Genomic DNA, 18,916 nt, shown 5'->3' with positions numbered 1-18,916 from the left:
AAGTGAATTGACATGACGCGTGCACGCGCTGTAACGGTGGCCGACCTGCGCAGTCTGGCCCAAAGAAATTTGCCAAAATCAGTGTTTGAATTTATTGACGGGGGCGCGAACGACGAGCGGACCCTCAATGCGAATATGCGTGATCTAGAGCGTATCGGATTTGCGCCCCGTGTCCTGACGGATGTGAGCAATCGGCGTCAGTCCGTTCAAATACTTGGACAAGAGTATTCGTCACCTTTGATTTTCGGTCCAACGGGTCTCTCCGGCCTTTTATGGCCAGATGGCGATACCGCAACCGCCCGCGCCACCGCCACAGCCGGGATTGGCTACTGCCTCAGCACCAATTCCAATGGTTCGATTGAACAAGTAGCGAGCCATGGCCGCCCTGATTTCTGGTTTCAGCTTTACATTCAACGCGACCGTGCAATGGTTCGGACCCTGGTCGAACGCGCCGTCTCCGCCGGCTGTCCCGTGCTGTGCGTCACCGTCGATTTGCCCATCCAGGGGCCGCGTGAACGGGATGAGCGCAATGGGTTCACAGTACCGCCACGGCTCCACTTGGGCGATGTCTTTGACTATGCAACGCGTATGGGCTGGTTATGGCGCATGGCTACCGGCCCCCGCATTACATTCGCCAATCTTGAGCGCGCCGGTGGCGACGAGTCGAATCTCAAGACACTGGTAGAGCACATCAGCGCTCAATTTGACCAGACCGTGACCTGGAAAGAAATCGACTGGCTCAAGTCCATCTGGCCGGGACGAATGGCAATTAAGGGCATTCTCAATCCACAGGATGCAAGGCTGGCAGTGGAGCACGGCGTTGACGCGGTGATCGTATCCAACCATGGCGGTCGGCAATTGGATGGAGCACCGTCCGCCATTTCCGCCTTGCCGGGGGTCGTGGAGGCGGTCGACGGCAGAGCTGAAGTATTGATGGACGGGGGCATTCGCCGTGGCAGTGACGTCGTCAAGGCGATGGCCCTGGGCGCATGCGGCTGCCTGATCGGGCGTGCGGGACTCTATGGCCTGGCGGCGAACGGTGAAGGCGGGGTGATGCGAGCGATCGAAATCCTCAAAAAGGAAATCGACACGACGCTTGCCTTGCTCGGCCAACCTGACATAACGAAACTGGATAGATCTGCGATATCGGAAAAATGCTTTTGATGTCTTGATCCAAGCTCACGAACACGGCACTTTTTTTAAAACTTCAAAGGCCCGTATGGCGATTCATCTTCGACAAAACCGCAGCGTTTTCCGGTTTCGCACTAGGCGCTTGCTACGTGCCCGTCGGACCTGGGGCGTCAATAGCGAAAACCCGTCCCAGCGAGGAGTTTTTGTCGGATTTTCGGGCCAAGGGCCCCACTGTGGGTAAAAAAGATGGTGTTCTCAAAGAGCGGCGAAGCAAAAAAAGGACCGCTTCGGTCGATTTGGAGCCGAGGATTCCTAGGTCCGACAAGCTCCTAGGCAGCGGGCTACGATGGGCTAGCTGGTTATGAAGCAGTCGCTTTTTGTCACTTTCGATCTTCCGACGGAAGTCCGCCGTATTCTCGAAGCATCCTTTAATGTTAGCTACGCACCGTCCGGGTTCCGGCTGCAGCCGGGTGTGGCTTTTGACCTCGTGCAAGGGCATTTACTGCTGCTGGTGTCTGCCACGCAAGATCGGCTCGATGCCGCGCTGATTGCCGGTTTGCCGGACACTATCCGCGCGATTGCGACTTACTCGGTTGGTCATGATCACATCGACCTGCAGTCTGCACGCGCTAGAGGCATTGCAGTTTTCAGCACGCCCGACGTCCTTTCTACCGCGTGCGCGGAGGTAGGCATGTTGCTTCTGCTCGGCGCGGCCAGACGGGTCACTGAGAGTGTAGATTTGTTGCGAAGCGGCAACTGGAACGGTTGGACGCCCACTCAGCTCAATGGCACAAGTCTCTCGGGGAAGGTGCTGGGAATTTTCGGGATGGGTCGCATCGGCCGGGAGATCGCGAAGCGTGCGCGCGGCTTTGATATGAATATCCACTATACGAATCGATTGCGACTACCTCCCGATCAGGAGCAGGGGGCGACGTATCACGGATCGCCCGAGTCGCTGCTCGCTGTGTCACAGTTCTTGATTCTGGCGTGCCCGGCGACGCCTGAGACGACGGGCTTCCTGAACGCCCGCACCATCGGCATGTTGCCGAAGGGAGCGATCGTGGCAAACATCGGGCGCGGCGCCGTCGTGGTCGATGAAGATCTGGTCAGTGCGCTGGCGTCCGGTCGCATCGCGGCCGCCGGGCTTGATGTGTTTAACAATGAGCCGAATATTTTTCCGGGCTATTCGACACTGCCCAATGTGTTCATGCTCCCGCACATCGGTAGTTCGACCTTGGAAGCCCGACAAGCCATGGGAGCCATTGTCGTGCACGGACTCACAGCATTCGGAATGGGACAGCCCACTCCAAATCGTATTGCGTGATGCGCAGCAAGTGGCCGCATTCGGCGTTCGTTGCAATCGTCTTTCTTGTGAACTGATACTGTTTGCAGGAGAGTTTTCGATTACCTAGCTTTTAAGGGTTATATCGCATTGATCTTGAACTTGACCTCATGAAGTCACCTTGCTCCCAAAAAGCTAGGTTTGCACCGATGTGCTATTTGCACACTGATTTCTTATTTCTGAGCTGCCTGCGCGGCAGTGGATGAGATTGTTGCGACGATTTGACCAAGGCTGCCAATTTTGACTGTCCAACTCTACTCAAAGGTTGAAGCTTCCTCAAAACACGGGGTGGTTCAGTGCGCCAGAACCCTTCAGTCGGCGCGCGCGCCCGAGGCCTTGACGGCGACGGCCCAATTCTCGAGTTCGCCCCTGAAGTAGGCTGCGGTCTGTTCAGGGGTGTATTCCAGCGGTTCTGCCCCCATGCCGAGCAAGCGTTCCCTGATGGCGGGTTTTGAGAGTGCCGCGTGGAGCTCGGCATTCAATTTTTGGATGACGGGCTTGGGTGTGCCCGCCGGTGCAAGGAACGCAGCCCAGCTTTGGGCGTTGAAGCCCGGCACACCGGCCTCAGCCACCGTGAGCACATCAGGCAAGGCCAGTGACCGGCGCTGGCTGCCGACCGCAAACACTTTAAGCTTGCCGCTCTTGACATGCGGAATGACGGCCGGGCCTGACTCAAACATCATGCTGATCTCGCCGCCGATCAGCGCGGTCAGTGCGGCGGCCGCGCCCTTGTACGGCACATGGGTGATCTGGATGCCGGTGCTGGCCTTGAGCAGTTCCATGGTCAGGTGGTTGGTCAGGCCGCTTCCTCCGGAGCCGAAGTTGACCTTGCCCGGATTCTGCTTGACATAGGCAATCAGTTCTTTGAGGTTGTTGGCCGGGAAATCTTTGTTGACGACCAGGAACTGGGGCACCACCACGATCATGCCGATGGGCTGGAAGTCCTTGAGCGTGTCATAGGGCAGCTTTGAATACAGCGACGGGTTAATGGCCAGCGGTCCGCTGGACGCCATAAGCAGGGTGTACCCATCGGGCACTGCGTTCTTGGCCTGCTCGGTGCCGATGATGGCGCCGGCGCCGGCCTTGTTATCGACGTAAAAGCTTTGTCCGAGTGATTCGGTGAATTGCTGTGACAGCAGGCGGGCCACGACGTCCGTGGTCTGGCCTGCCGGAAACGGCACGATGACGCGGACCGCCCGATTCGGGTAGGCGCCCTGAGCGGCAGCCCAGCCCGCTATCAGACAAAGAAGGAAGCTTGCAAGGATTTTTTTCATGGTTTGTCTCCGTGGGTGGGTAAAGTGAACGTATGGGGCTCAGTCGAAAGACTTCGGCGTCGCCTTGTTCCAGGACGTGACGAGCTGGAAGCGGTCCGCGATGTAGTGGTTGGCCGACGCGCTCAGTAGGCGTCCGCTCTTGTCAAAGTAGCAGCGCAGCATGCGCAGCGCCGGACTGCCGGCCTTCAGCTGCAGCAGCCTGGCCGCTTCGGCAGGCATCAGGGTGGCCTCGATCTGCTGCAGCACCGACTCCACTTCCTGGTCGTACAGCTTGTGCAGCAGGGCGTAAATACTCATGTGATCGCCATGCAGGTGTGCCCTGATGCCGGCGAACTCCGGTCGCAAATACACCTTCGTGAAGGAAATAGGGGCGTCCTGTCCCGCCAGATGGCGCTTGGTCTGCAGCTCAATCCACTCCGAGCCGACTTCGCAGCGCAGGTCCCGGGCCATCAGTTCATCGGCCTTGACCCGGGTCTCACCGAGCACCTCCAGCCGGGTCGTGTTGGTGTAGTCCATGAGCTCCTTGAGCGAGCCCAGAGCCGAAACATAGGGCGCGGCGGGCTTGATGGCGCGCACCACGGTTCCTATGCTCGGGTGGCGCGTGATCAGGCCGCTGTCGACGAGCTTGCGCGTGGCCTCGCGCACCGTGTGGCGGCTCACACCATAGATCTTGCCGAGTTGCTCTTCCGTGGGCAGGAGGCTGCCGACGGGGTACTTCCCGCTGCTGATGTCGGTGAGCAAACACTGGTGCAGCCAGACATAGCGCGGCGGTGCATCGGTCCTGCGAGTTGCACGGCGCTGGGGAATGGGCGATGAAGATGGGTTGGGGCTTGTCATTTATATTTACTTTATACGTACAAATGATTCATTGGTGAATAATGGTTTGTCCGTACATTAGAAATAAGATTCTATGAGACCATTCAGCCCAAGCCCTCAACTCCAACTCATTGGATAAACCAGCATGTCTGACGCACAAGCCCACGATGGTGTGCCCCCAAATCCCTTCGCCGGTCTGGTGGTGGTGGAACTGGGGCACAGCGTCGCCGCTCCTTTTGCCGGCCAGATTCTCGGCGAGCTCGGAGCACAGGTCATCAAGATCGAGAAGGCAGACGGCGACGACGCCCGCAGGTGGGGTCCGCCGTTCTGGGAAGGCGCTTCCGCGTTCTTCCAGGCGCTCAACCGCAACAAGCAGTCGGTCGTCTGCGAACTGCGCGATGCCGAGCAGCTAGCCGCGCTAAAGCAGCTGATCTGCGACAGAGCCGACATCGTGATCCAAAACCTGCGGCCGGGCCATGTCGAAAAACTCGGGCTTGATGGCGCCAGCCTGCTACGGCTTAAACCCTCCCTGATTTACTGCAACCTCGGGGCTTTCGGACGCGAGGGGCCGCTGAAGGACCGGCCCGGTTATGACCCGCTGATGCAGGCCTTTGGCGGCATCATGAGCACGACCGGTGAGCCCGGGCGTCCTTCGGTGCGGGTGGGCGCCTCCATCGTCGATATGGGAACGGGCATGTGGGCAGTCATCGGCATACTGACTGCCTTGTATGAGCGCTATGCCTCGGGCCAGGGGCGCGTTGTCGATGTCTCGCTTTTTGAAACGGCCGGCTGCTGGGTATCGCTGCTGGCTGCCCAGTACATGGCCTCCGGGCAGCTGGCCGGCAAGCAGGGCTCCGGATCGCCGGGCATCGTGCCGTACAAGGCTTACGCCACGCGCGACGGCGAGATCGTCGTGGCGGCAGGCAGCGATGCGCTATTTCGGGCCTTGGCCGGGGCACTAGGGCGGTCAGAATGGCAGGGCGACCCCCGCTTCATCGATAACCCGAGCCGGGTGGCGCACCAGAGTGAGCTCTACACCATGATCGACACCATCTTGGCGCAACAGACCACGGCGCACTGGATCGACTGCCTGGAAGCAGCAGGTGTACCTTGTTCGCCCGTCAACGACTTGGCGCAGATGCTCGCGCACCCCCAAACTCGCGCCCTCGACCTGGTGCAAGATGTGCCCGGCACCGGCATGAAGTTCATCGGCCTGCCGCTCAGTTTCGACGGGCAGCGGCCCCATCCCCTGTCAGCGCCGCCCCAACTGGGTGAGCACAGCGCACTACTTGGCCTGAGGAGTAAGGAATGACACTTTTTCGCACTTACGAGACCGTCACCACCGAGATGGTGAGCCCGCATGTATTGAAAGTCACGCTGAACCGGCCGCAGGTCGGCAATGCCCTGAACACGCAAATGGGCCGCGACCTGCTGGATTTGTGGGCCGGCCTCACGGAAGACCCGGGCGAGGTCCGTTGCATCGTGCTGACGGGTGCCGGTGAAAAAATATTTTGCGCCGGCGGCGACCTGAAGGAGCGCAACGGCATGTCCAAGCCGCAGTGGCAGCGCCAGCACGAGCTGTTCGAGCGCCAATACTGGACGCTGGTCGACTTGCCAACACCGGTCATTGCCGCAGTCAACGGCCACGCCTACGCGGGTGGCCTCGAGATGGCCTTGTGCTGCGACTTTATCTATGCCAGCAGTGCCGCCCGTTTCGCGCTAACCGAGGTCACCCTGGGCATCATGCCGGGCGCCGGAGGCACGCAGAATCTGCCGCGCGCCATCGGCGATCGCAGGGCCAAAGAGCTCATCATGACAGGCCGGCCCTTCGATGCGCAGCAGGCCTGTGACTGGGGACTGGTCAACCAGGTGCACGAGCCGGCAGATGTCCTCGCCAGGGCGCTGGAGACCGCCGCAACGATTGCAGGCAACGCGCCAATGTCGGTGCACCAGGTCAAAAAATCCATTCGCTACGGCGGACAGATGGAGTTGCGCACGGCCTTCAGATTCGAGATTGAAGCCTACAACCATCTGGTCGGCACCGAGGACCGGATCGAAGGCGTGAAGGCTTTCAATGAAAAACGCAAACCGGTTTTCAAAGGCCGCTGACGCCTAAAAATAATCTAATCAAACAACAAATATGCGTCAAAAAATCACATTGCGCGAAGTAGGCCTGCGCGATGGCCTGCAAATTCACCCCACGTTCATGCAGACGCGGGACAAGCTGGCCTGGATAGTGGCGGAAGCCGGCGCCGGAATTTTTGAAATCGAGGTCACGTCCTATGTGCCGCCGAAACTGATCCCGCAATTCGCCGACGCGGCACCGGTCACTGAAGGCGCGCTGTGCATTCCAGGCCTGACAGTGACCGCGTTAATTCCCAACCTGCGCGGGGCGCAGCGTGGCATCGAGCTCGGCGTGCACAAGCTCAATTTCGTGATGTCGGTCAGCCACACGCACAACATGAAGAACGTGCGGCGTCCGCCCGCAGAGTCGGTGGCCGATTTCCGCGAAATCGTCGCCCTGATCCGTAGCCAACCCGTCAACGCACGACCGGTCATCTGTGGCGGCTTGTCGACCGCATTGGGCTGCTCATATGAGGGCCGCATCGCCGTGTCGCAGGTCGTGAAGTACGCGGTGCAGCTGGCCGAGGCGGGTGCCCAGGAACTGGTGGTTGCCGACACCGTCGGTTATGCCGATCCGAACCAGGTGCGCGCCGTGTTCAAGGCCATGCTGGCCGAGGTCGGCAGCCTGCCGGTGGCTGCGCATTTTCACGACACCCGCGGTACCGGGCTGGCCAACGTCTGCGCGGCACTCGATTGCGGCATCACGATGTTCGACGCGTCACTGGCGGGCCTGGGCGGCTGCCCCTTTGCACCGGGTGCCAGCGGCAACGTCGTCATGGAAGACCTGTGTTTCATGCTCGACTCTATGGGCTATGACACCGGCGTGGACTTGCAAAAACTTGTCGCGGTGCGCACGCTGGTGGCGCAGGCCCTGCCCGACATAGCAATGCAGGGGGCGCTAGCTCGCGCCGGTCTGCCTCAAGGTTATGTGCCCGCTGCAGTTCGCCAACCCGCTTAACCAATTGAACCAACGGATCTCAAATGGAACACAAGACAGCAGCCCTCAGCATTGAGGTCGGCGAGGACTACCCGGAAATTCGTGAAAGCGTGCGCCGGGTCTGTGCTGATTTTCCAGGCTCGTACTGGCGCAAGCTTGAGGAAGCAGAGGCCTATCCGACCGAGTTCGTGAAGGCGCTGACCGATGCCGGCTACCTGGGCGCCCTGATTCCCGAGGCCTATGGCGGCAGTGGCATGCCGCTGCGCGCGGCGGCGGTGATCCTTGAGGAGATTCATGCGTCGGGCTGCAACGCGGGGGCCTGCCATGCCCAGATGTACACCATGGGAACGGTGCTGCGCCACGGCAGCGACGCGCAAAAGCAGCGCTACCTCCCGCAGATCGCCAGCGGCAAGCTGCGCCTTCAGGCCTTCGCGGTGACTGAGCCCAGCACGGGCAGCGACACGACCAAGCTCAAGACCCGCGCCGTGCGCGACGGCGACAGCTATGTGATCAATGGCCAGAAGGTTTGGACATCGCGCGCCCTGCACTCGGACCTGATGCTGCTGCTTGCGCGCACCATGCCGCTCGATCAGGTGAAAAAGAAGAGCGAGGGGCTCTCGGTTTTCCTGCTCGATATCCGGGAATCGCTCGGCAAGGGCCTGGAGATCCGGCCGCTCAAGGCGATGATCAACCACAATACTACCGAAGTCTTCTTCGACAATTTGCGGATTCCTGCCGACTGCCTTATCGGCGAGGAGGGCAAGGGCTTCAAGTACATCCTTGACGGCATGAACGCCGAACGCATCCTGGTGTCAGCCGAGGCGATCGGCGACGGTCGCTGGTTCACCAAGACATCAATTGCTTATGTCAATGAGCGTCGCGTTTTCGACCGGCCGATCGGCCAGAACCAGGCGGTGCAGTTCCCGGTAGCGCGGGCTCATGCCGAAATTGAGGCAGCCGATCTTGTTCTTCGGCGGGCAGCAGCGTGTTTCGCAGCCGGACTGCCCTGTGGCGACGACGCCAACATGGGCAAGCTGCTGGCGTCGGAGGCGGCCTGGCACGCAGCCGAAGCCTGCCTGCAGAGCCACGGCGGCTTCGGTTATGCGCGCGAATATGACGTCGAGCGCAAATGGCGCGAAACGCGCCTGTTCCAGATCGCGCCGATTTCGACCAACCTGGTGCTTTCCTATATCGCCGAGCACATGCTGGGCATGCCGCGCTCGTTTTGACCCGCATCTGACCTTAGAAGGCCCCGCATGATTGGCTTGACCCAGGAACTGGCAGCGTATGTTGCCCACCCCGCTTTTGATGACGAAGAGGCCGCTTGCGACGTTGCCAGGACCGGCTTCATTGACACCATAGCGACCATGATGGCTGGTTGCGATGAGCCGGTGGTGCGCATCATGTTGGCGCATGTGGGCTCCAACCAGTCCCCTGCCGAGGCACCCGTACCCTTTGCCGGAATTATGTTGCCTGCCGCCCAGGCGGCCTGCGTCAATGGCGTGGCCGCTCACGCACTCGACTACGACGACGTGGCCTTATCGGCCCACACGAGCACGGTGCTGGTGCCGGCCATCCTGGCCGAAGGCCATCTGCTCGACGTTTCAGGCCTCGAAGCCCTGCGTGCCTATGTGGTGGGCTACGAGGTATGGGCCGAATTGTTTTCCAGGGAGCCCGACCAATACCACTTGAAGGGCTGGCATCCCACGGGTGTGTTTGGCACGGTGGCCGCGGCGGCTTCAATAGCCTACCTGCACCGCCTGCCCGAGGCGCAGGCCCGGCAGGCGCTGGCGATTGCGGCCAGCATGGCCAGCGGGCTGGTGGCCAATTTTGGCACCATGACCAAACCGCTGCATGCAGGACGCGCTGCCGCATGCGCCATCGAGGCCGTGCGCCTATCCATGCTCGGCCTGAGTTCAGCATCCGACGTGTTTGAGCATCCCGCGGGGTATCTCAACGCACTGTCGCCGGCCGGCCGGGTAGACCGAACCCGGCCCGCCGCTGGACTGGGCAAGACGCTGCGGATCATGGAGACCGGCCTGTCGATCAAGCGCTACCCGGTCTGCTATTCCGGTCACCGCGTCATCGACGGCGTGCTGACCATTGCCGAGCGCGAAAACCTGCAACCCGCACAGGTCGGCGGTGTGCGCGTGACCATAGGCGCTGCCCAGGCGTCCATGCTGCGCAACCACAGGCCGCAAACCGCTCTTGAGGCCAAGTTCAGCGTGGAGTTTGCTGTAGCGGCAGCACTGGTGGCGCGCCAAGTGGGGCTGGCGCAACTCAGCGCCAATTTCGTGGCCCGTGACGATGTACGTGGCTTGCTGGACAAGGTGACGGTGGACATCACAGAGCGCCCCTGTCCCATCGACCCGGCGTTTTCGTATGCGGATCGCGTGGTCATCGATCTGATCGATGGACGGTCCTTCGACTCCGGAGATATTCGCTTTGCGCTTGGCAATGCCAAGCTTCCGCTGAACGCCGCAGACTTGCGCCAGAAGTTCATGGACTGCATTGCAGCAGGCGCGTCGACCACGGGCGCCCGGCCCGGCGCGGACGCCGGGCTCTACGGGCGCATCGCCCAGCTCCAGAGGCTCGCCAGTCTGCGCCAGTTGTTTGGATGAACACTTTTGTGCCACTGCTGGTCACACTGCTGATTCAGGCGTTCAGCGCCTTGAGCCTGATGGCCGTGCCGGTTTTGATACCGGTTGAGCCAGGCCTGCCGCGGTTGAGTGCATCGGGCATCGGACTATACCTGTTGTGCGCTTATGCAGGTGCCATGGTCGGTAGCCTGGCTGCAGGGCCCCTGGTGGAGCGCTGGGGCGCCATCCGGACCAGCCAGTGCGCGTTGTTGCTGTCAGCTGCGGGCCTGACGCTGGCGGCCCTATGCCCTGGCGCGCTGCTGCTGGCGGCTGTGCTAATCGGCATGGGCTACGGGCCTATCACACCTGCAAGTTCCCATGTGCTGATCCAGACCACCCCCGCGCGGCGGCTTAACCTGGTGTTTTCAATCAAGCAGACCGGTGTGCCTGTTGGTGTGGCCCTGAGCGGCTTTTGCATTCCGCCGTTGGCGCTGGCAACGGGGTGGATCTGGACCCTGCTCATCCTGGCACTGGCCTGCGCGGCGGTGGCGGCGAGCGCGTGCACCATCCAGGCCGGGCTGGATGCGCAAACCTCTTCGCGCAACGGTGCGGCCCCGCCCATCGGCCTGTCCATGGGTTTTCTTCTGCGGCAACTGCTGGAGCCGCTGGCGGTGATCTTCAGGCACAAGGGACTGCGGTCGCTGGCGGCGGTTTCCTTCGTGCTTTCTGGAATCCAGATTTCGTTCACCGCCTACCTGGTGAGCTTCCTCACGACGGGGCTGGCGATGACTGCGCTCGCTGCCGGCTCTGTCCTGGCCCTGTCGCAGTTGGGCGGAGTCATGGGGCGCATTGTCTGGGGCTACGTCAGCGACCACGTTATCCGGCCGGTGAACATGCTGGCGCTGTTGTCGCTGGTGATCTCGCTGGCCGCGTTGGCGACCGGTAGCTTGGTCCTGTGGCCTACGGTACCGTCAGACTTGGTACTGGCCGGCCTGATGATTGTTTTTGGGGCAAGCGCGAGCGGCTGGAATGGCGTTTATCTTGCCGAGGTGGCCCGCCAAGCCCCGCTAGGGGCTGTCGGCAAGGCGACCTCGGGGACGCTGGCCTGCACCTTCCTGGGGGTCATCGTGGGCGCGCCTGTGTTTGGCCTGATCGTTTCCAGCCGAGGCGGATTCACCATGGCCTTTGGCATGCAGGCTCTGCTGGCCCTGGGGGCCGCACTGCTGCTATTTACTTTCAGGAAGCGCTTTTATCGACCCGCCGACTCAGGCTTGCAGAGAAAAGTTTAATCAGGGAAATTAAGGAGACAGCATGGCCAAGAAAATTGTTTCACAGTTGTTGGAAATCAACGGACAGCGGCGACAGCTGCTTGTAGCCGGATCTGGGGTGCTCGCGGTCAGCCTGTTCCCAATCACGGCGCGGGCTCAGGCGTGGCCATCCAAACCGATCAGGATTATTGCTGCGCAAGCGCCAGGGTCATCCAATGATGCAACCGCCCGCGCGTTTGCCGAATATTTTTCCTCGAAGCTCGGGGTTCCCGTTGTGGTCGAAAACAAGCCTGGTGGCTTGGGCATGATCGCAGCGGAAGCTGTTGCACGATCAGCGCCGGACGGACACACCTTCCTGCTGACATTGCACAGTCAATTGGCGCAGGCACCGGTGCTATTGAAGAAGCCGCCGATTGATACCTCCAAAGATCTGGTGCCCATCGGTTCAATCGGTGTAGGCCCGGTCGTAGCGGTCGTTAACAAAGATCTTCCGGTCAACAACCTCACGGAATTGATTGCCCTCGCCCGCAAACGACCGGTCTCTGTTGGCAACTACGCTATCGGGTCAGGCTGGCAACTGATGCTAACCAAACTAGCCAAACAAACCGGTGCGCAATTGACAGTTGTCAATTACAAAGGAACAGGGGCGATGCTGATGGATCTATACGGAGGACAGATCGAAGTCGGTGCGGGCTCGCTGGCAGGTATGGGCGCGGGCATCGATAAAGGCTCGGTACGCCCCATTGTGATCATCGTGGGAAATCGCTCAAGCAAACTTCCCGGTATACCCACTTGGATTGATGCTGGATTCAAGGGGCCGGCTTTCGAAGATCTGGCCGAGTGCAACATGCTGCTGGGACCTGCTGGAACGCCGGCTGAGGTCATTGACCGAATCGCGCGGTTGATTCACGAATCTGTGACTGATTCTGCGAAAGTCAAGGCGGTACGTGACCAGCTCGGTGCTGACGATATCCCGCTAACTGGCGTTGCGCTTCAACAATTTATAGCTCGAACTTGGGCCAGCTATAGGACACTGACCCGTGAGGTCGGTCTGACGCTGGATTGACAATGCAAGCCATACCCGAGCAACGCTTTTAGCGAACAGCAAATGCTGGCAATCGGGCGCGCCCTGATGAACGACCCCAAGCTGCTGATGTTGGACGAGCCTGTTGAAGGCCTGGCACCCGTGATCGTTGAAGAAATCGTGGCACAGCTCAAGACCATAAAGGCAACTGGCGTAGCCATCCTACTGGTGGAGCAAAACCTTGAAGTCTGCACCCAACTGGCCGATCGGCACTGCATCATCGAGCAGGGTGCTGTCGTTTACAGCGCTGAGAATGCAGTATTCCTTGCAGATGAGGCCATCAAGGACCGCTATCTTGGTGTGGGGCTGGTCTAACTATTTCACTCTACGAATTCGTATGAATATGGCAATTGCAACAACTAATCCTACTCACTTAACGTCACTTCGCGTCAACGGCGCAAGGCTGTGGAAATCCTTGATGGACCTTGCGCAGATCGGAGCCACACAAAAGGGCGGCGTGTGCCGACTGGCACTCACAGAACTCGACGGCCGGGGGCGCGACCTGTTCGTGCAATGGGCCCGCGAAGCGGGCTGCAGTGTACGAGTCGATGCGATCGGCAATATCTTTGCGCGCCGCGCCGGCCGCGACAACGATCTGCCGCCTGTCATGACCGGCAGTCACATAGATACCCAGCCCACGGGCGGCAAGTTCGACGGCAACTACGGCGTTCTTGCTGGCCTGGAAGTGGTGCGCAGCCTCAACGAGGCCGGCATCGAAACCGAAGCCCCGCTCGAGGTGGTGGTGTGGACCAACGAGGAAGGCTCGCGCTTCGTGCCGGTCATGATGGGATCAGGCGTGTTCGTAGGCGCATTCACGCTTGAGCATGCATTGGCGCAGCGCGATGCGCAGGGCGTGAGTGTGGGCGAGGCACTGGCTGCTATCGGCTATGGCGGAGCTGAGAGCCCTGCGCTTCCGGTTGGCGCCTATTTCGAAGCCCACATCGAGCAAGGCCCGGTGCTCGAGGCCAATGATCGCGTGATCGGCGTGGTCCTGGGCGCGTTAGGCCAGCGCTGGTACGACGTGGAGGTGCAGGGTATGGAAGCCCACGCAGGCCCCACGCCGATGGCATTGCGACGAGACGCCCTGCTGGCCGCAAGCGAATTGGTCGCCGAGGTCAACTCCATCGCGCTGGAGCGCGCACCGCATGCACGTGCCACCGTGGGCTCGCTTGAGGTCTTTCCCAATTCGCGCAACGTGATTCCCGGCCGCGTCCGCATGAGCGTTGACCTACGAGCTGCCGACGGCGCCATGCTGCTGGATATGGACGCCGCCTTGCGTCTGGCCTGTGAGCGCGTCTCGCTGGCGCGCGGGCTCACCATAGGCGTACAGGAAGTTGTTTATTTTTCGCCTCAGCTGTTCGCACCGAAACTGGTGGATGGCATCCGCAGCACTGCCGCCGAACTCGGCTACAGCGCAATGGACGTGATCAGCGGTGCCGGCCACGATGCCGTATACCTCGCGCGCTTGGCGCCCACTGCCATGGTGTTCGTGCCCTGCGCCGACGGCATTAGCCACAACGAGATCGAGGACGCCCGGCCCGAACATCTGGAGGCCGGATGCAACGTCTTGCTGCTGGCCATGTTGCGCAGCGCCGGGGTGACGGCATGAAGATACTGATTGCGCGACTGAACCACGAGACCAACACCTTCTCACCGGTGCCCACACCGCTGGAAGCCTTCGCACCCCGTTACGGCGAGGAAGCCTACCGCGACAACAAAGGCATGCGCACCGCCATGGCGGCGTTCATCGATCTCGCCGAACGCGAGGGTGCCACGCTCGTCACCCCGGTGTCGGCAATGGCCAACCCCAGTGGACCGGTGCATGCTGCTGCGTACGATGCGCTAACAAACCGGATCGTTGAGGCCGCCGTTGGCTGCGATGCCATCTTGCTGGACCTGCACGGCGCCATGGTGGCCGAGAACAGCGCGGACGGCGAAGGCGACCTGCTGGTTCGCCTGCGCGCCGCCGCGCCGGGTGTGCCCATCGGCGTGGCGCTGGACCTGCACGGCAACATCACGCAACAGATGGTGGAGCACGCCGACGTGATGGTAGGGTTCAAGACCTATCCGCATGTGGATATGTACGAAACCGGAGAGCATGCCGCCCGACTGCTTCTGGCCATGCTCGAGGGTCGGGGCGAGTACACGGTGCGCTGGCATCAATTGCCTTTGATGAGCCACAGTCTTCGCAGCACCACGCTGGAAGGCGCCATGAAACGCGCGGTCGAGGCCGCTCAGGCCGCCGAGCACGATGGGTTGCCCGCCGTGACTGTGTTTGCCGGCTTTTCGCTGGCCGACATCGAGGCGCCCTGTGTCAGCGTTGTGGTAACGAGTGAGGTCACGGAAAGGGGCGCAAGGGCAGCGCAAGCGGTGGCCGATCGTATTGCCATGCAAATCTGGGAAGATCGAGCGCAGTTTGTGTACGAGAGCGAACCCCTTGAAACCTCGCTGCAGCGGGCCCACTCGCTGGCTGTGGACGCCACTCGAGGCCACCCGTATCTGCATTGCCACCATTGGCACCACACGACGGCGAGAAGCAATGAACCTGATTAATATCCAAAAGTAGGGGGCCTGCATGAATGAAACGGCTAAGAGTTTGACTCTTATTTCCATCTTGCGCACGGTTTGAGCGATCAAATCGGCTCACGTTGATCTCACTTTAAAAAGGCAATAACCATGCTTATCCGTTTGCTAAAAGCCAGCGTCGCCGCCGGCGCACTTTTGTTTGCTTCCCTGGTGGGCGCTCAGACAGCGGGCGACTGGCCCGATCATGCCGTCAGGATCATCGTTCCCTTTCAGGCCGGTTCGGCCACCGACTTAATCACGCGTCAGTTCGGCCAAGCGCTGGCAAGCGAATATGGACAGCCCTTCATAGTCGAGAATCGTCCGGGCGCTGCCGCCATGATCGGCAGCGACGCCGCCGCACGGGCGCCGGGCGATGGCTACACGCTCCTGATGTCGGGACCCGCATCGATGGTCACGAACCGCTTTTTGTATAAGAAGCTGAGCTACGACCCAGATGCCTTCGAGAAGGTATCGGTGGTTGCCATTACGCCTAACATCCTGCTGTCGCACCCGTCGATGCCGTTCAAGACGCTCACCGAGATGATCGTGTATGCGAAGGCCAATCCAGGCAAGCTGACCTATGCATCGTTCGGCACCGGCACCACCTCGCACATTGCGGGCGAGATGCTCAAGTCGATGGCTAACATCGATATCGTGCATGTGCCCTACAAAGGTGCGGGTGAAGCAATTCCGGCGCTGCTGGGCGGCCAGGTGTCGATGTACTTCGACACCATCATGACCGGGCTGCCTTTCGTCAAGGAAGGCAAAGTGCGCGCGCTCGGCATGTCCAATGCGAAACGCTCCAGCATGGCACCTGAGATCCCGACCATCGCCGAACAAGGCTATCCGGGATTCGACATTGCACCGTGGTATGGCATCGTAGCGACCGGCGGTACACCGCCACAAGTCGTGGCTAAGTTGAACACCTCGATTGAACGTTTGCTGAAAGACCCGGCGTTTCGCGAAAAACTGATGCGCACCGGCGCAGAGGCGCGCTTTGCCAACCCTGCCGACTTTGCGGCAATGGTGAAGACAGAAATTCCGCGCACCGAAAAACTGGTGAAGCAGTCCGGCGTGGCCTTGCAATAAATTTTGATCAACATTGACCCGGATCTCCCCAATGCTACCTTTCGACTGGACCTTTCCCTATCCATCGCAAAAAATGCCGCTGCTAGCGGCCAACGCAGTCAGCGCCAGCCAGCCGCTGGCCGCACAAGCCGGGCTACGCATGCTTTACGAAGGCGGCAACGCCATCGACAGCGCGATCGCCACCGCAATTGCCTTGACAGTGGTCGAGCCGGTGATGAACGGGATTGGCGGCGACATGTTCGCCCTGGTCTGGCATGAGGGGCAGCTGTATGGATTGAACTCGAGCGGTCGCTCGCCCGCGGCATGGACGCCCGAGTATTTCAAGGGTCGCGACACGATGCCGTCAACCGGGTGGGACACGGTCACCGTACCCGGCCAGGTCGCCGGCTGGAAGGCCCTGTCGAAGCGCTTCGGAAAACTGCCGTTCGCGCGGCTGTTCGAATCTGCGATCGGCTATGCAGAAGGCGGTTTCATGGTCTCTCCGCAAATTGCGCGCCAGTGGGCTGCGCAAGTCCCCGTTTTGATCGACAAACCGGGCTTTCGCGAAGCCTTCACGTGCGACGGCCGAGCGCCGCGGGCCGGCGAGCACTGGAGTTTTCCGGAGCAGGCGGCAACCCTGCGAGCGATCGCCGAAAGCGATGGAGAAAGCTTTTACCGCGGCGCACTGGCCGAGCGCATCGCGCATTTTTCCAGCCAGACCGGCGGCGCGCTACGCGCTGCCGATCTGGCGGCGCATGAGGCCGAATGGGTGACGCCGATCCAGCAGAATTTCCGCGGCTACACCTTGCATGAAATTCCGCCGAGCGGCCAAGGATTGGCCGCGCTCATTGGCCTGGGCATACTTGATCGTTTCGACCTCGAAGCGATGGGCCGTGACAGCGCCGATTTTTATCACGTCAGCGTCGAAGCCCTGAAGCTGGCGTTCGCCGATTTGCATCGTCACGTCGCCGACCCGGCGAGCATGCAGCTGTCACCGGCGGCCCTGCTCGACCTCTCCTACCTCGCCAAGCGCGCCGCGATGATCGATATGAACCAAGCCGCTACGCCGAGCGCTGGCCTGCCCACGAATGGCGGGACCGTCTACCTTGCGAGCGCCGACGCCTCCGGCACGATGGTGTCCTATATTCAATCGAACTATCGCGGGTTCGGTTCCGGCCTGGTTGTTCCGGGCACCGGCATCAGTCTGCACAATCGAGGCGAGGGCTTTAACCTGAAGCCGGGTCACGCCAATTGCGTGGCACCGAACAAGAAACCGATGCACACCATCATTCCCGGCTTCGTCACCCGCAATGGTGCACCGGTAATGGCAATGGGCGTGATGGGCGGCTCAATGCAGGCCCAGGGGCATGTGCAGATGATGATTCGCCTCGCCGCCTTCGGTCAAAACCCTCAGGCGATGAGCGATTCGCCGCGCTTTCGGGTCGAACCCGGTCCGGTGCTTAACCTCGAAGCGCATTTGCCTGCCGATGTGGTGGATGCGTTGCGCGAGCGTGGGCATCGGGTTGTGGTTGCCCCGCGTGACAGCATGGAATTCGGCGCCGCCCAAATGATTTATAAGACCGCTGATGGCTACATTGCCGCCTCCGATTCGCGCCGCGATGGTCAGGCCGTGGGCTTCTGAAAAAGGTCCTGGCGCTGCAATCATCTCCACCGCGGACGTCCGAGTTCTGCAAGGCCTGAAAACCCAACAACTAAAAAACACCTGGGTCAGTTTTTAATCGGAAGTCAATCTCTGTAATTCAATTTTCCATATAGCAGTCATTTGTGAATGCCCGTTGTCGCTGCTGTGGAAAAGTCACTTAGGCGGGATAAATTTGACGTGTTCCTGGCAGGGCAATAGCCCTAGACTTGGCTATTGGGACTGAGTCGACTTGAGTGCCGCCAAAGTTGTTTACGACTTCATCTTGGCTTGTTGCAAATTTGGTACGCCGCCAACCCGCATGAATGCTAGGCCCTTGTTTACGACTTTAATTTCCAAGAATACTTTTGTTCCGAGCAATTAAAGTCGTAAGCAGGTCATTAAAGTCGTAAACACACCCTAAATAGGGTGTGGATCGGCCCCATTGCAGCGCGAGCGGTCGGGATCGGTTGTCCTTGAACGGCAGGCATGTGCCCTTTGCAGTCATTCGAGTTCGAGTCAGCGGGTGCCCCTTAGACCGCAAAAGTAGCACGGAACTGCGCAACTTGCGCGGAGTGGTTGGCGCAACTGGCAAAGGCCGGCGAACGATGTCCGCGTCGTGGGTACGGTTCCAGACGAGCTTGTCCTCCGCCCGAGCCTTAGGCAGCGGGGGTGGCTTACCAGGATCCTTGCCAAACTCAAGTTTTGCCCAGTACCCACGCTGAGGCCGAGGAACATTGAGAGCGGAGCAAACGCGCGCCAGGAAGCTCGACGAGATGCCATAGCGCTGGCCGACTTTGAGCATCGGCTCTCGCCACACTTCTTCGTAAAGCTGCTCTCTGGTGACTTGCCCATTGGCGGCAGGCGAAGGCATTGCAGGGCTTGGGATGGGATCAGTCATCACAGATTGAATCGCCCCGGATTTTGAGGAGGCTCCAATCTCTGAGAGGATTGAGCCATGAAGAAGTCAAACAAGTTTTCCCCGGAAGTGCGCGAACGCGCAGTACGGATGGTGCAGGACCACCGTGGCGAATACCCATCGCTGTGGGCAGCCATTGAATCCATCGCCCCCAAAATTGGGTGCGTGTC

At 60.5% G+C, this 18,916-nt stretch carries 14 protein-coding genes and 3 pseudogenes; 15 read left to right on the top strand and 2 right to left on the bottom strand.

What is annotated here, in order from left to right:
* Positions 1 to 12 precede the first annotated feature (12 nt).
* Both HHJ18_RS12010 and HHJ18_RS12005 read left to right on the top strand, forming a co-directional pair.
* Positions 13 to 1,164 carry an alpha-hydroxy acid oxidase gene (locus HHJ18_RS12010; protein ID WP_296915584.1) on the top strand — a complete coding sequence of 384 codons (1,152 nt, stop codon included), beginning with the start codon at positions 13 to 15 and terminating at the stop codon, positions 1,162 to 1,164.
* Between the two features lie 328 nt (positions 1,165 to 1,492).
* Positions 1,493 to 2,455, top strand: coding sequence for a D-glycerate dehydrogenase (locus HHJ18_RS12005; protein WP_296915582.1), 963 nt, complete (start codon positions 1,493 to 1,495; stop codon positions 2,453 to 2,455).
* 329 nt (positions 2,456 to 2,784) lie between these two features.
* Here HHJ18_RS12005 and HHJ18_RS12000 read toward each other — a convergent pair whose 3' ends face one another.
* Both HHJ18_RS12000 and HHJ18_RS11995 read right to left on the bottom strand, forming a co-directional pair.
* Positions 2,785 to 3,747, bottom strand: coding sequence for a tripartite tricarboxylate transporter substrate binding protein (locus tag HHJ18_RS12000; RefSeq protein ID WP_296915580.1), 963 nt, complete (start codon positions 3,745 to 3,747; stop codon positions 2,785 to 2,787).
* Between the two features lie 39 nt (positions 3,748 to 3,786).
* On the bottom strand, positions 3,787 to 4,584 hold the full coding sequence (locus HHJ18_RS11995) for a GntR family transcriptional regulator (RefSeq protein ID WP_296915578.1): 798 nt from the start codon (positions 4,582 to 4,584) through the stop codon (positions 3,787 to 3,789).
* A 124-nt stretch (positions 4,585 to 4,708) separates the two neighbouring features.
* Here HHJ18_RS11995 and HHJ18_RS11990 point away from each other — a divergent pair, with 124 nt between their 5' ends.
* From HHJ18_RS11990 to HHJ18_RS11930, 13 genes and pseudogenes are all read left to right on the top strand, one after another.
* On the top strand, positions 4,709 to 5,875 hold the full coding sequence (locus tag HHJ18_RS11990) for a CoA transferase (RefSeq protein WP_296915575.1): 1,167 nt from the start codon (positions 4,709 to 4,711) through the stop codon (positions 5,873 to 5,875).
* Positions 5,872 to 6,672: an enoyl-CoA hydratase-related protein gene (locus HHJ18_RS11985; RefSeq protein WP_296915573.1), complete on the top strand. Its 801-nt coding sequence runs from the start codon at positions 5,872 to 5,874 to the stop codon at positions 6,670 to 6,672. The genes HHJ18_RS11990 and HHJ18_RS11985 overlap by 4 nt, the downstream gene beginning before the upstream one ends.
* A 31-nt stretch (positions 6,673 to 6,703) precedes the next feature.
* Entirely contained in the window at positions 6,704 to 7,645 is a 942-nt protein-coding gene (locus HHJ18_RS11980; protein ID WP_296915571.1) for a hydroxymethylglutaryl-CoA lyase, read from the top strand.
* 23 nt (positions 7,646 to 7,668) lie between these two features.
* The gene (locus HHJ18_RS11975; protein WP_296915569.1) at positions 7,669 to 8,853 is read left to right on the top strand and encodes an acyl-CoA dehydrogenase family protein; all 1,185 of its coding nucleotides are present in this window, start codon (positions 7,669 to 7,671) and stop codon (positions 8,851 to 8,853) included.
* Positions 8,854 to 8,880: 27 nt separating this feature from the next.
* Entirely contained in the window at positions 8,881 to 10,245 is a 1,365-nt protein-coding gene (locus HHJ18_RS11970; protein WP_296915567.1) for an MmgE/PrpD family protein, read from the top strand.
* Positions 10,242 to 11,492 (top strand): MFS transporter, encoded by a 1,251-nt coding sequence (locus tag HHJ18_RS11965; protein ID WP_296915566.1) that lies wholly within the window; start codon positions 10,242 to 10,244, stop codon positions 11,490 to 11,492. The genes HHJ18_RS11970 and HHJ18_RS11965 overlap by 4 nt, the downstream gene beginning before the upstream one ends.
* A 22-nt stretch (positions 11,493 to 11,514) precedes the next feature.
* Positions 11,515 to 12,537, top strand: coding sequence for a tripartite tricarboxylate transporter substrate binding protein (locus HHJ18_RS11960; RefSeq protein ID WP_296915564.1), 1,023 nt, complete (start codon positions 11,515 to 11,517; stop codon positions 12,535 to 12,537).
* Between the two features lie 33 nt (positions 12,538 to 12,570).
* Positions 12,571 to 12,870: pseudogene (locus tag HHJ18_RS11955) on the top strand (ABC transporter ATP-binding protein); the annotation flags it as partial.
* A 28-nt stretch (positions 12,871 to 12,898) separates the two neighbouring features.
* Complete coding sequence (locus HHJ18_RS11950) at positions 12,899 to 14,164, top strand: Zn-dependent hydrolase (protein ID WP_296915597.1); 1,266 nt, start codon at positions 12,899 to 12,901, stop codon at positions 14,162 to 14,164.
* Positions 14,161 to 15,042 (top strand): annotated as a pseudogene (locus HHJ18_RS11945) (M81 family metallopeptidase); the annotation flags it as partial. The gene HHJ18_RS11950 and the pseudogene HHJ18_RS11945, both read left to right, overlap by 4 nt.
* 189 nt (positions 15,043 to 15,231) lie before the next feature.
* The gene (locus tag HHJ18_RS11940; RefSeq protein ID WP_296915562.1) at positions 15,232 to 16,209 is read left to right on the top strand and encodes a tripartite tricarboxylate transporter substrate binding protein; all 978 of its coding nucleotides are present in this window, start codon (positions 15,232 to 15,234) and stop codon (positions 16,207 to 16,209) included.
* A gap of 31 nt (positions 16,210 to 16,240) precedes the next feature.
* Complete coding sequence (locus tag HHJ18_RS11935) at positions 16,241 to 17,830, top strand: gamma-glutamyltransferase family protein (protein WP_296915561.1); 1,590 nt, start codon at positions 16,241 to 16,243, stop codon at positions 17,828 to 17,830.
* A gap of 955 nt (positions 17,831 to 18,785) precedes the next feature.
* Positions 18,786 to 18,916, top strand: a pseudogene (locus tag HHJ18_RS11930) (IS3 family transposase); the annotation flags it as partial.

The sequence above is a fragment of the Polaromonas sp. genome (assembly GCF_012927455.1).
GTDB lineage: Bacteria > Pseudomonadota > Gammaproteobacteria > Burkholderiales > Burkholderiaceae_C > Polaromonas.
The sequence above is the reverse complement of the archived record's forward strand: the minus strand, read 5'-3'. Positions and strand labels throughout refer to the sequence as shown.

Bases quoted from the DNA above. Each gene is read 5' to 3' on its own strand.
- HHJ18_RS12000 (WP_296915580.1), bottom strand. From the start codon at position 3,747: ATGAAAAAAATCCTTGCAAGCTTCCTTCTTTGTCTGATAGCGGGCTGG.
- HHJ18_RS11965 (WP_296915566.1), top strand. From the start codon at position 10,242: ATGAACACTTTTGTGCCACTGCTGGTCACACTGCTGATTCAGGCGTTC.
- HHJ18_RS11975 (WP_296915569.1), top strand. From the start codon at position 7,669: ATGGAACACAAGACAGCAGCCCTCAGCATTGAGGTCGGCGAGGACTAC.
- HHJ18_RS11985 (WP_296915573.1), top strand. From the start codon at position 5,872: ATGACACTTTTTCGCACTTACGAGACCGTCACCACCGAGATGGTGAGC.
- HHJ18_RS11980 (WP_296915571.1), top strand. From the start codon at position 6,704: ATGCGTCAAAAAATCACATTGCGCGAAGTAGGCCTGCGCGATGGCCTG.
- HHJ18_RS11935 (WP_296915561.1), top strand. From the start codon at position 16,241: ATGCTACCTTTCGACTGGACCTTTCCCTATCCATCGCAAAAAATGCCG.
- HHJ18_RS11940 (WP_296915562.1), top strand. From the start codon at position 15,232: ATGCTTATCCGTTTGCTAAAAGCCAGCGTCGCCGCCGGCGCACTTTTG.
- HHJ18_RS11970 (WP_296915567.1), top strand. From the start codon at position 8,881: ATGATTGGCTTGACCCAGGAACTGGCAGCGTATGTTGCCCACCCCGCT.
- HHJ18_RS11950 (WP_296915597.1), top strand. From the start codon at position 12,899: ATGGCAATTGCAACAACTAATCCTACTCACTTAACGTCACTTCGCGTC.
- HHJ18_RS12005 (WP_296915582.1), top strand. From the start codon at position 1,493: ATGAAGCAGTCGCTTTTTGTCACTTTCGATCTTCCGACGGAAGTCCGC.
- HHJ18_RS12010 (WP_296915584.1), top strand. From the start codon at position 13: ATGACGCGTGCACGCGCTGTAACGGTGGCCGACCTGCGCAGTCTGGCC.
- HHJ18_RS11990 (WP_296915575.1), top strand. From the start codon at position 4,709: ATGTCTGACGCACAAGCCCACGATGGTGTGCCCCCAAATCCCTTCGCC.
- HHJ18_RS11960 (WP_296915564.1), top strand. From the start codon at position 11,515: ATGGCCAAGAAAATTGTTTCACAGTTGTTGGAAATCAACGGACAGCGG.
- HHJ18_RS11995 (WP_296915578.1), bottom strand. From the start codon at position 4,584: ATGACAAGCCCCAACCCATCTTCATCGCCCATTCCCCAGCGCCGTGCA.